Origin of the sequence: Actinosynnema sp. NPDC059335 (assembly GCF_042752395.1) — a bacterium.
Lineage (GTDB): Bacteria > Actinomycetota > Actinomycetes > Mycobacteriales > Pseudonocardiaceae > Actinosynnema.
The window spans coordinates 117,657-130,812 of sequence record NZ_JBHYXZ010000003.1 but is presented as its reverse complement, the minus strand read 5'-3'; the positions used below and the strand labels follow the sequence as shown (position 1 = coordinate 130,812).

3 protein-coding genes are annotated in these 13,156 nt (G+C 73.9%); all 3 read left to right on the top strand.

Annotation, left to right across the window (positions count from 1 at the left end):
* Positions 1 to 13 precede the first annotated feature (13 nt).
* The 3 genes from ACFXGA_RS01825 to ACFXGA_RS01815 all read left to right on the top strand — a co-directional run bounded on the left by ACFXGA_RS01825 (position 14) and on the right by ACFXGA_RS01815 (position 13,133).
* Positions 14 to 12,058, top strand: a complete 12,045-nt coding sequence (locus tag ACFXGA_RS01825; protein WP_378083377.1) for a hypothetical protein — start codon at positions 14 to 16, stop codon at positions 12,056 to 12,058.
* A 233-nt stretch (positions 12,059 to 12,291) separates the two neighbouring features.
* Positions 12,292 to 12,717, top strand: coding sequence for a succinate dehydrogenase, cytochrome b556 subunit (gene sdhC / locus ACFXGA_RS01820; protein ID WP_378083374.1), 426 nt, complete (start codon positions 12,292 to 12,294; stop codon positions 12,715 to 12,717).
* A gap of 2 nt (positions 12,718 to 12,719) precedes the next feature.
* Positions 12,720 to 13,133, top strand: a complete 414-nt coding sequence (locus tag ACFXGA_RS01815; RefSeq protein ID WP_378083371.1) for a succinate dehydrogenase hydrophobic membrane anchor subunit — start codon at positions 12,720 to 12,722, stop codon at positions 13,131 to 13,133.
* The last annotated feature ends 23 nt before the right edge of the window (positions 13,134 to 13,156 follow it).

Below are 13,156 nucleotides of genomic sequence, written 5' to 3'. Positions count from 1 at the left end.
CGCGAAGTACACCGTGCCGGTCGAGTTCGAGCTGGTGGTGGAGCGCGGCGACCGGGAGATCGCCAAGGCCACCACCGGCGCCCAGGAGATGGGCATCCGGCTGCACGCCGACAACCAGCGCGTCGCCGACCCGGCCGCCGGGCCGACCCCGCCGTACATGGCGGCGGCGATCAAGCGCGGCGCCGAGTTCGGCACGCCCGCTGCGGCGCAGGCGTGGCAGCGGGCGGGGTCGCCCTCGTCGCTGCCGCCGAGCGCGTCGGTGGAGAACCTGCGCGGCGTGAAGGACCTGCGGGACGCGGCGGTGCGGGCGCTGACCGAGGCGGGCGCGAAGCCCGGCCTCACCGGCAAGGGCACCGGGCCGCTGAACACCCTGCTGTCCACGCTCAGCTCGGAGAACCTCCAGCCGAGCCTGCCCGGCATGCTGGACGGGCCGCTGGACGTGCCGGGCCTGCACGAGGCCGCGCTCACGTTCGGCCAGGACGCCGACGTCAAGGTGTACGCCAAGCTGGTCAACCCCCGGCTCGGCGCGCTCAGCGACGGCGTGAAGCTGGAGAACCCGAAGTCGGTGGTCAGCACCACCGCCGGCGAGGCCAAGGTCACCGAGAGCGCCGACGTCTCGGCGGGCTTCGGGACCGGCGGCGCGGCCGTGAAGCAGGGGGGCGACCCCAAGGACACGGTCGGCTTCAACACCGGCGGCGCCGAGGTCAGGCACGCCGCCGAGGACTCGCACGCGGTGTCCGGCGGCGCGACCGACAACAAGGTCAACAACCTCAAGGCGCAGGGCCGCACCGGCCTGGTCGAGTTCGACGTCGAGTACCGGGTCGTCGCCACGATCGGCGGCAAGACCGGTGTGGTCGACCTGGCCGTGCCGGGCTCGGCCGCGGTCCGGATGCCCGCGCCCGAGGCCCAGGCGGTGCTGGGCAAGGACTTCGACGCGGAGCTGGCCAAGGCGCAGGACGACGTCGCCGCGGCCGCGAAGAGCTGGCGCGACGCGGAGATCGAGGTCGACCGGGCCCGGCACGCGGCGCAGGACGCGATCAACGCGGCCGCCGCCGAGCTGGCCAAGACCGACGTCGAGATGAACGCGCTGAGCAACGACCTGAACGGCGTGATCGACGCCGTGGCCGCCGAGTCGGGCAAGGTCGACGGCCTGGAGCGGGCCGTGGCCGACGCGCGCGGCTCCGTGGCCGACCTCCAGCAGCGGGTCAAGGACCTGCACACCCGGGTCGGCGAGCTGGACGTGGCCGCGCAGAACGCCGACGAGGCGTTGCGGGACGCGACCGCGGACGTGGAGTCGTCCGCCGACACCGTCGCCGACCTGGAGTTCCGGCTCGGCGAGGCGCGGGCGCGGCTGGACGCGGCGCAGCGGGAGCTGGCCGCGGCCGAGCAGGCGCTCGCCGACCACCGGGCCGCCCCGCCGCCCGCCGAGGGCGCGCCGCCGGTCGACCCGGCCGTGGAGCAGGGCCTGGCGGGCGCGGTGGACACCGCGACGACCGCCCGGGACGGCGCGCGGGCCGACGTGGACCGGCTGGCCGCCGAGCTGGACGACGCCAAGGCGCGGCACGCGACCGACCTGGACGCGCGGCGCGACGCGAAGGAGGCCGCCGACCGGGCCACCGCCGACCTGGTGAGGGCCGAGCGCGACCTGGCCACCGCCCGCGACGACCTGGCGACCGCGCGCGACACCCTCGACCAGGCCAAGACCGACCTGCGCGACCAGCAGCGGACGGTCCGCGACACGACGGCGGACCGCGACGCGAAGCGCGCCCGCTACGACGCGCTGCTCGCCGCGCGGGACGCGCAGCAGGCCAAGATCACCGCGGCCGAGGTGGTGCTGAACGACCGCCGGCAGACGGCGGACGCGCGCCAGCAGGCGTGGTGGGACGCCAAGCGCGTGGTCGACCAGCGCGTCGACGCCTACAACGCGACCCCGGCGCCCGCACCGGCCACCACGCCGACGGACAACGGCACCCCGCCGCCTCCGCCCGGCGCCACGCCGAACAGCACGCCCCCGGCCGATACCACGGCGAACAACGCGCTCCCGAGCAGCGCTCCGCCGGCCGACACCACCGCGAACGGCACACAGCCGAACACCGGCACCCCGTCCGTCACGTCGCCGACCGCACCGCCGCTGAACCGCGACGCGCCGGTCACCCAGCCGGGCGTGCCGCAGGTCGCCCCGCCGGCCGCGGCCACCGCGCCGCGCGAGGTCCGCGGCCCGAAGCCGGAGCGGTCGTTCGACCTGTCACCCGGCACGACGGACCTGCCCCCGACCGACCGGGCGACCCTCGACGGCCTGGCGAAGGACCTGGTCGAGCAGAACGACGTGCGCGACCGCAACGGCTACCAGCGCCCGACCGTCACCGTCACCGGCCCGAACGCCCAGCTCGTCGCCGACGCCCTCGCCGCCCACGGCATCGACGCCACCGCGGACGTCACCACCACCGCGACCACCGACGTCCACGTCGACTGGGACCTCAAACGCCCCGACGGCTGGACCCCGCCCGCCGCACCGGTCGGCACCAAGGTCACCGACACCGTCATCACCTCCACCGAGCCGGCCGGACCCCACCCCGTCCTCGACGACCCGTCCTGGCGACACAGCACCGCACCCACCGCCGACTGGTTCACCAACCCCACACCCGCCACCACCACCGACATCACCAACGCCCGCACCACCGCACCGATCACCGGCCACGTCCGCGGCGAGGACGGCGGTGTCCTGAACACCACCACCGTCGGTCCCGACGGCGTGAAGATGAAGGCGTGGCGCGGCCCGATCGCGTACGACACCCGCGTGTTCGACGTGAACGGCACCCCGGTCCGCGACTTCACCGTCAAGGTGCACCTCGACCCGGCGGGCCACGCCGACCCCGCGCAGCTCGCCGAGATCCAGCGGCGCACCCGCGAGGGCGTGCAGGAGCTGTTCAACCAGGGCCACCGGCTGCCGGGCGGCGAGCAGTTCCACGTCACCGTCGAATTCCCCACCGACCCCGCCGACGCCCACGCCACGGTCAAGGTCGCCGCGCCGGACGGCCGCGCCAACCAGCTGAGTTGGCCCGTGGACACCGACCCCCGCCGCCTCGCCCACGAGGTCGGCCACTTCCTCGGCCTGCACGACGAGTACTTCGAGACCGGGCAGGCGAAGCCGATCTTCCAGCACCAGGAGGGCAAGGGGCGCGTCGTGCACGACAACGCCCCGATGACCGACGGCATCGACGAGGCCGACGTGAGCCTCAAGCCGCGCAACCTGTGGCTGGTCGAGAACCGGATGCACGCGCTGGAGTCCGTCAACGACCCGGCGGTCGGGTCGGCGGACGCGGACGTGGCGCCGCCGAACGCGCCGGGCTTCCACCGCGCCCCGGCCCCGATGCCGTTGCAGATGATCGCGCATCCGCGCACGCCCGCGGCCGTGCTGCCCGGCGTCGCGCCCCGGTTCCTCCAGGACAACCAGGCGCTCGGCAGCGTCACCGCCCGCGACCCGCGCGGCGTGGACCAGGTCGTCACCGCCGTGGAGAACCTGCTGCCGCAGGTGCCGGGCGTCACCCCGCAGGGGACGGCCCGGATCGGCCGGGAGATCACCACCAACCTGGAGTCGTTCCTCGGCCACGGCCGCCGGATGCAGGTCCAGGTCGGCAACCGGTTCTTCGACGCGCACGTCACCGCGCGCCTCCGGCCGCCCGCCACCGCGCCCGTGCCGACCTCGTCGCCCAAGGTCGACATGCAGGTCAACAGCGGTGCGACCAGCTCCACGACGACCGCGCTGACCACGGCCAACGACGTCGGCGGCTCGGTCACGGCGTCCCAGGGCCTCGGCGCGTACGGCCAGCTCGGCCTCAAGGCCCCGCTGTCCACCCCGGCCGTGACCGGCACCACCACCAGCTCCACCGTCGACAACCGGATCATCCGCTCCGGCGGCGGCTCGGCGGACGTCGACGTGGACCTGGAGTTCACCGTCAACCTCTACGACGACGCGGGCCGCGTGGTGGGCTCGGACACGGTCCGGTCGACGCCGGCCGCGCCGGTCTCGATCACCCTCCAGGTGCCGAACGACCTGACCACCGACCTGGACACCACGCACGCGTCACCCGTCGTGCCCCTGCCCGCGGGCGCCGGCGCCAAGCTGGAGTTCCCGGTGCCCGAGGCCGTGATCGACCAGGACCCGCAGGCCCTGTTCAACGACGTCAAGGCGACCCTGCACCCCTCGCTCACCAAGCCCGGAGCGCCCGGTCGGGACGCGCTGCGCGAGTTCCTCGGCGCCACCTCGATCCGGGACAACCTCGGCGCGCTGCTCGGCGGCTGGGTCACCTCGCCCGCGCTGACCAGCAAGAGCGACAGCTACGCGGGCTCGGTGAAGATGACCGCGTCGCTCACCGACATCCAGCTGGTCGGCACGCCGGGCGCGTCGCAGCTGCGCCTGCACGACTCCGCCGTGTCGAGCACCGGCGTCAGCGCGGGGACCAGCAGCGGGTTCGACTTCTCGGCCGCCGTCGGCGGCGGGATCGGCGCGCCCTCGGTCGGCGTCGGCTCGGGCGGTGTCGCGGGCGGCTACTCGGCGAAGAAGACCGAGTCGGTGTCGGCGGGCGCGACCACCACGAACCGCACCGGTGTGATGATCAAGGGCAACACCGGCCTGTACAAGGTCACCGCCGACGTCACCGTGGTCGGCCCGACGGGGCAGCCGGTGGTCAAGCCGGTCACCGCCTACCTGCGCCTCGGCCTGGACGAGGTGACCGCGCTCAACGACGTCCTGGCCGCCGCCGACCCGAACGCGCCGCGGGTGCCGGTCGCGCCGCTCGCGAACGGCAACCAGCCCGGCCTGACCGTGCCGCCCGGCCCGCTCACCCGCCACCAGCCGCCGTACCTGGAGGCCGGCCTGGCCGCGGGCAACGTGAAGGTGGGCCGGTTCGAGCGGGCCGCCGACGTGCAGGCGCAGGTCGAGCAGACCCTGCTGGCGCGGCCCGAGTTCGCCGCGTTCCTGCCGGGCAACGACCCGGGCGCCCGGCCGAACCGGTCCGGCAAGAACTTCGCCGAGCACCTGGAGCAGCTCAACAACCAGCAGGTGCTCACCGCGAAGCTGTCGCCCACCGCGCTGCGCGCCCAGATGGACAGCCTGCTCGGGCCGGGCGTGCCGGTGGTGCTCAAGCGCCGGGGCAAGGCGCACAACCACTACGTGACCGTGCTGGTGAAGGCCAAGGTCGCCAACCCGGCGTACAAGGGCGAGGCGGGCCTGCACTTCGTGCGCGGCTCGTCGTCCGCCGCGCCGAAGCTCGACGCCACCACCACGACCACGAAGACGTGGACCGCGGGCGTCGAGGGCAAGGGGGGCGCGAACGTCAAGCCGGGCAGCGCGAGCCTCGCGCCGCAGGCCGGCGTGGGCGTGAAGTTCACCAACAGCGACGCGGTGAAGACGACGTCCGGCCCGACCGTGAGCAGCACGTCGCTCAACGTCGGCAACGAGTTCTCGCACGTGTTCGAGAACGACGTCGAGTTCGAGATCGAGGTCCAGACCTACAGCAGGCCGCGCGCCTGGGTCCAGCGGTCCTGGTTCGGCACGCCCGGCGCGCAGGCGCCGCAGCCCACGACCATCGCCCGGACCGGCACCGCGCCCGGCGACCTCCCGCCGATCTCCGGGAAGGTCAACCTGTGGTTCACCGAGGGCTCCACGATGGTCGGCGACCCGTCCCGGTTCGCGCCCGGCAGGCCCAGCACCACCCCGGTGCCCGGCTCGACCAAGACGATCAAGGAGCTGGTGAGCCCCGCCGGCCGCACCCCGAACGAGCACGACTGGCTGCACGTCGAGGCGGTGACGGGCGCGGGCCGGCTGCGTGACGACGCCATGGCCCTGCTGGACGACGCCGCGCACGGCGACCGGTCGCTGACCGCCCTCGGCACGGTGTCGCGCGCGCAGATCGACGCCCTGTTCAGCCCGGAGAACCTCAAGGCCAACCTGCGCCGGATGACCGAGACCGGCATCCAGGACGCGGACCTGCGCTACGACCGGCGCGTCGCCGACCGCACCGGCGGCCTCGGCGCGACCGTGCGGCTGGGCAAGCCGAAGCTGGTCAGCATCTCCGACGTGACCGGCACGGAGAACTCCGCGCAGGGCGGCGTGAAGGCGGGCGGCGGCAAGTCGAACACCCAGGCCGTCGACGTCACCGCGCAGGCCGGGCTCGGCGGGCGGCCGAACGCGAAGGACCCCCGGGGCGCGAGCGGCTTCCAGGTCCTGGGCAAGTGGACGCCGTGGTCGCGCGCCAAGGGCGTCACGACGGAGCTGGCCGCCTCGGTGGACCGCAACGTGGTGACCGCGAACGCGACCCGCACCGTGCTGGTGCAGATGGACGCGAGCTTCACGCTGGTCGCGGAGAGCCGCAACGCCAACGCCGTGGTCAACGGGCAGCTCCGCACCCGCGAGGCCGTGGTGGACCTGCCCGGCGGCGTGTTCGTGCGGGTCAGCGAGCAGGTGGCGCGGGACATGGGCCTGCTGCCCGATGTGAACCCGCCCGCGCCCAAGGTTCCCGACGCCATGCAGGCCCCGAAGCGGGTCGCCTCCGGCGCGCCCAGCGCGCTGGGCCTGAGCGCGGTGGACAAGGCCCCGGACCTGAGCGGCCTGGTGTCGAGCCTGATCACCCAGGCCAACGGCCGCACCGGCGACTGGCGCGGCGGCAAGCTCGTGCCCGACTCGGTGCTGGACGACTCGATGCACAACCTCCAGCGCATGGTCGACTTCACCTCGCCGACCAGCGTGCAGGCGCTCGTGGACGGCGCCCTGGACGGCGGCGTGCCGCTGCTCGTGCACAAGCCGGGCGCGCTGTTCGGCAAGGACTCCTACCAGGTCACGCTCAAGGCCGTGGTGGACGGCACGCCCGCCTTCCAGGGCGCGGTCAACGACGGCGTGGACATCGAGCACACCGTGGCAGGCTCCGCCAAGGACGGCGCGAGCCACGGCAAGGGGCACGCCTGGTCGGTCGGCGCGAAGGTCCCGGCGAGCGGGCTGCCCACGCCCGCCGCCGGCAGCCCGCTGACCGGCAACGTCGGCGGCCAGCTCGGCGCGTCCGTGGGCCGCGCCCACTCCTCGACCGTCACCGAGGCGACGACCACCCAGTTCGGGCACCTGCGCGCGGGCAGCGGCCCGGCCGTGAAGTACGCGCTGCCGGTGAGGTTCGAGCTGGTCGTCGAGCGCGGCGGGCAGGAGATCGCGCGCCAGGTGTCGCCCACCCCGGTCGACCTGGGCGTCCGGCTGCACGCCGACAGCGTCCGCGCCACCCCGCGCCCGGACCCGGTCACCCGGCCCGACCGGCGGACCACGCACGACGCGTCCCGCGCGACCGACCAGGCGCTCGCCGACTTCGCCAACGGCGCGGACACCACCGACGCCGTGGCCGCCCTGCCGCCGACGGCGTCCGTCGAGGGCCTGCGCGGCGCGAGCGCGTTGCGCGACGCCGCGCTCGCGGCCCTGGAGAACGCCGGGGCCGGCGCGGGCATCACCGGGCACGGCACGGGCTCGCGCGCCGCGCTGCTGTCCGCGCTCAGCTCGGAGAACCTCCAGGCGAGCCTGCCCGCGATGCTCCGCGAGCCGCTGGACGTGCCGGGGCTCACCGAGTCCTCGCTGAAGTCCGGCAAGCAGGCGCAGGTCAAGGTCTACGCCCGGCTGGTGAAGCCGCGGCTGGACGCGCTCAGCGACTCGGTCAACCTGGAGAGCCCGCGCACCGCGGTGCACGCCACCACGGTGGACTCCAAGGTGAGCGACACCGCGGACGTGTCCGTGGCCGTCGCGACCGGCGGGTTCAGCCGGAAGGCCGTGGACGCGCAGGGGCAGCCCGACCCGGTGAACTCGCCGAACTTCGGCGTGTCCGGCGTCGAGTTCGCGCACAAGAGCGAGGACGGCACGACGCTGTCCGGCGGCCCGACCGGCAACAAGGTCGACAACCTCAAGCCCGCGGGCCGCACCGGGCTGGTCGAGTACGACGTGGAGTACCGGGTCGTGGCGACCTACGACGGCGTCACCTCGGTGGTCGACCTCGTGCTGCCCGGCTCGACGGACGTGCGCGTGCCCGAACGGGACCTCCAGGGCCTGCTGGGCAAGCCGGTCGACACGCCGCTGGCCACGGCGCAGACCGAGCTGAAGGCCAGGGCGGACGCGTGGCGGACCGCCGAGGTGGCCGCCAACCAGGACCGCTACCGGGCGCAGGACCTGATCAACGGCATCGCGGGCGACGTGGCGCAGTCCGACCTCGACCTGGAGTCGCTCAAGACCCGCCTCGACACCGCGACGGGAGACCTGGCCCGCACCGAGGCCGCGATCAAGGACCGCGGGAACGCCTTCGACGCCGCCACCGGCCGGGTCGAGCAGGCCCGGCGCGACCTGGACGACCTCAACGCGCGCATCGACACCCTGACCACGCTCGCCGAGGTCGACCCGGTGGCCGCGCAAGGGCTGGCCGAGGCCCGGCAGCAGGTGCCCGCCGCACGGCAGCGGGTCCAGGACGAGCAGACGGCGGCCGACGCCGTCGAGGCCGAGCTGGACGCGGCCGTTCGCGAAGCGGCACAAGCCCGTGCCGACCTGCTGGCCGCGAGCCGGGAGCAGGTCGGGGCCCTGGAGCAGCGGGCGGACCTCGACCAGCGGGTCTTCGACGCGGAGCGGCGGGTCGCCGCCAGTCGCACCGCCGCCTACGAGGCCGAGCTGGCGTGGTGGCAGGCGAAGCGGGTGGTCGAGGCGCAGGTCGACCGCTTCAACGGCAACCCGCCGGCGCCGGGTTCGGTGCCCGTCGTGACGGTCACGGCGCCGAGCGCGCCGCCCCGGCCGGGCACCGCACCGGAGCCCCTGGCCGTGCCCACGCCGCCGACCGGCCCGGAGACCCGCCCGGAGCGCGGCCCCCGGCCGGAGCGGTCCTACGCCGACCTGACGCCGGAGAACCGGGCCGACCTCGACGCGCTGGCCGCCGAGATCGCCGAGCAGAACGCGATCCGCGACCGCAACGGCTATCGGCACCCAGCCGTCACCGTCACCGGCCCGAACGCCCGGCTCGTCGCCGACGCCCTCGCCGCCCACGGCGTCGACACCACCATCGGCGACACCACCATCGGCGTCACCACCACCGCGACCACCGACGTCCACGTCGACTGGGACCTCAAACGCCCCGAAGGGTGGGTCCCACCCGCCGCACCGGTCGGCACCAAGGTCACCGACACCGTCATCACCTCCACGCAACCGGCCGGACCCCACCCCGTCCTCGACGACCCGTCCTGGCGACACAGCACCGCACCCACCGCAGACTGGTTCACCAACCCCGCACCCGCCACCACCACCGACATCACCAACGCCCGCACCACCGCACCGATCACCAGCCGCGTCCGCGGCGAGGACGGCGGTGTGCTCTCCAGCTCCACGATCACCCCCACGAACGTGGACCTGCGGGCCTGGCGCGGGCCGATCGCCTACGACATCCGCCGGTTCGAGGTCGACGGCGCCCCCGTCGTGGACCTCACCGTGAAGCTGCACGTCGCCCCCGGCGACGCCACGCCGGACCAGGTCGCCGACCTCCGGCGACGGGCCCGGGAGGGCGTGCAGGAGCTGTTCAACCAGGGCCACCGGCTGCCGGGCGGCGAGCAGTTCCACGTCACCGTCGAATTCCCCACCGACCCCGCCGACGCCCACGCCACGATCGAGGTCGCCGCGCCCGGCGCCCGGGCCGACCAGCTCTCCTGGCCGGTGGACACCGACCCCCGCCGCCTCGCCCACGAGGTCGGCCACTTCCTCGGCCTGCACGACGAGTACCTGGAGACCGACGCGGTCAAGCCGATCTTCCAGCACCAGGACGGCAAGGGCCGCGTCGTCGGCGACAACGCCCCCATGACGGCGGGCATCGACGCCGCCGACGCGAGCCTCAAGCCGCGCAACCTGTGGCTGGTCGAGAACCGGATGCGCGCGCTGGAGTCGCCGCACACCCCATCCGCCGCGGGCCCGCACGTCCAGGACCCGGACGTGGCCGCGCCGAACGCGCCGAAGCGCAAGCGCAAGGCCGCGGACGAGGGTCCGGCGCTCCCCGCGCCGCCGACCCGGCTGCTCGCCGGGCTCACGCTGGACGACCCGGACGCCGACTCCGACGCCGATTCCGACGCGGGCTCCGACGTGGAGATGGCCGAGGCCGCGCCGCCGGTCACGCTCGCCAACGACGGCGGCGTGCACAACGCGGCGTTCGCGGCGCTGGCCGGCGGCAAGACCCTCACCCCGGTCGACCGCGGCAACTACCTGACCCTGACCGACGACGGCATCCGGCGGGACGAGCCGCCCGCGTTCGTGGTGAACATGATCGTCCGGGCGAGCGACCTGAACGCGCAGAGCCTCCACGACGTGATGACCAGCGTCATGGCGAACACCCCGCCGGACGTGCAGGGCAGGGTCGCTTTCGTCATCGGCGTCAACGCCGCCGACCAGCCCGCGATCGACCAGGCCCTGCACCGCGCCGCGCCGGTGGTCAACGGCCGCCCGGAGCCCGTCGCCCTGGTCGCGCTGCCGCCGCACGGCGGGTCGTTCAAGTTCGGCGCGACCCGCAACCACGTCCTGGACAGCAACGCGCACCAGTTCGCGGTGACCGCGCTGGCCCACAACGGCGCTCACCCGTACGTGGCGGTGATGGACTTCGACGTGGCCGACCGGCGCGTCCCGGACGGGCGGCACGTGTTCCAGCACGTCGCGGACGGCCTCGCGGTCGTGGACCAGGACGGCGTGAGCGCGCCGCTGCGCCCGCTGGTCGTCGGCGGCGGCTACCGGGTCGGCGACGCGGCCCGGCTGCGCGCCGACCTGCACCGGCGGATCGACGAGGACGCCGACACGTCGCCCCAGCTGAAGCAGCAGCTGCGCGACCGCGCGAACGACGACGAGTTCATCGCCGAGTTCGAGCACCAGATCGCGGCGGACATGCACACCCGGCGCAACCAGGCGGCGATCCACCCGCTGCTGCCGTACACGCCGGAGCCGAACCTGTTCTTCGACGGGCTCGTGCCGCTCGCGTACCCGCACGTGCGGTTCGGCGAGGGCAAGGCCGAGTTCGGCATGCTCGGCCGCCGGCTGAACGGCATCAACGAGGTCGAGCTGACCAGCCTGCACACCCTCGGCGACCCCGACCCGGCGCGGGTGGCGGAGGCGCTGCGGGTGGACGCGGAGAACAACCGCCACCCGCTGCGCGGGCAGTCGTTCGCGGTCGACTTCGTGGACGGCGCGACCGACACCGACCTGTCCCGGCTGGCCTACGAGCTGCTCACGACCGGCGTCCTGGGCCAGTCGCACATGGGCTGGGTGACGATCACCGAGCGGTTCGTGGACGGCAAGCCCGGCAAGAAGGGCACGAAGTTCGCCGACCAGCGCGCCGCGCTGCGCACGAACGCCTACGCCGACGCCGAGCCGCTGCGCCTGCCGCCCACCACGGGCCCCCGCCCGCCGTGGCACCCGGACCCGGCCACCCGCCGGCAGATGGCCGGGTCGAACCCGCTCAACCCGGCCATCTCCACCCCGGCCCGCGGCTTCCCCGGCGTGGACGTGGGCGTGTCGCAGCAGCACAAGCTGGTGGCCGCGCACGGCCTGCTCGCGTCCGACCACGTCAGCGAGGCCGCCAGGCACCTGCGGTTCATCGCCAACGACCTGCTGCCCACCGGCGCGCCGCCCGCGCCCGGCGGGCTGTACGCGGCGGTCGCGCAGGCGCGGGGGCTCCAGCCGGTCGCGCTGCGCCGCGACGTGGTGGCGCGGGCCGCCACCCTGCCCGAGGACGTGGCGCGGTTCACGGTGGACCACGCCATGCGCAAGGGCCACCTCTACAACGCGCTGGTGGAGAGCAACAACTGGGCGCTCAAGAACAGCGACGAGGACGTCATGGCGGCCAACGCCCGCGACCTCGCCGGCCGCCTCCTCGCCACCCAGTTGGGTGAGAACGTCGTCATCCACCGCCCGAACGACCCCCAGCCGCTGCGCCGGCTGACCCCGTTCGGGCCCCCGGTGACCGGCGAGGTGCACGTCGACGTGGTCATCGTGGACGGTGTCGCGACCTACCGGCCGCGCTGACGTCCCAGGTGGACGGTGCCGGTCACGCGATCGTGTGACCGGCGCCGCACAGCGCCGCCGCGCCCGGTGTGAGGCGAATCGATCCAGCGCCCACCGGGTGTCTCGTCGCTCACAGACGGGTCGGGCCGTTGGGTCGGGTGATGTTCACGGGACTAGCATCGGCTGGTCAAGGTCCGCGTACTGGAATCGAGTACCGGAGACCAGTCCACCACCGACGCTGGAGGCCGTAGCTCATGGCCGGCACCACCGCACCCGAGCGGGCGGGCACCTCTAAGGGGGGCGGAACGCTCTACCGCGGCGACCTGGGCATGTGGTCCTGGGTAGCCCACCGCATCACCGGCGTGTTGACGTTCTTCTTCCTGTTCGCGCACGTCCTGGACACCGCGCTGGTGCGGGTGTCGCCGGACGCGTACGACAAGGTCATCGAGACCTACAAGAACCCGGTCGTCAACCTGTTCGAGGTCGGCCTGGTCGGCGCGGTCCTCTACCACGCGCTCAACGGCATCCGCGTGATGCTCGTCGACTTCTGGGAGAAGGGCGCCCGCTTCCAGAAGCAGATGCTGTGGGCGGTGCTCGTCGTCTGGGTGCTGGTGATGATCCCCGGCACCTACTACATGATGGTCCGCACGGTTACCGACCTGTTCGGTGGGGGTCACTGATCATGAGCGAGTCCCTGACCCTCGACAAGCCGCGCTCGCCGCGCCGCCCCGCCGCCCGCCGCAGCAACTTCGAGCTGTACAGCTGGCTGTTCATGCGCATCTCGGGCGTCGCGCTGGTGGTGCTGGTGCTCGGGCACCTGTTCATCATGAACATCCTCGACGGCGGCGTGCACCGCATCAACTTCGGCTTCGTCGCCGGCCGGTGGGCGTCGCCGTTCTGGCAGTTCTGGGACCTGGCGATGCTGTGGCTGGCCCAGATCCACGGCGGCAACGGCCTGCGCACCGTGATCAACGACTACGCCCGCAAGGACGCGACCCGGTTCTGGCTCAAGGTGCTGCTCTACTCGTCGATGGTGCTGATCATCGCCCTCGGCACCTACGTGATCTTCACCTTCGACCCGAACATCACCGACTGACCCGCCGCGGGGAGTGCTCAAAG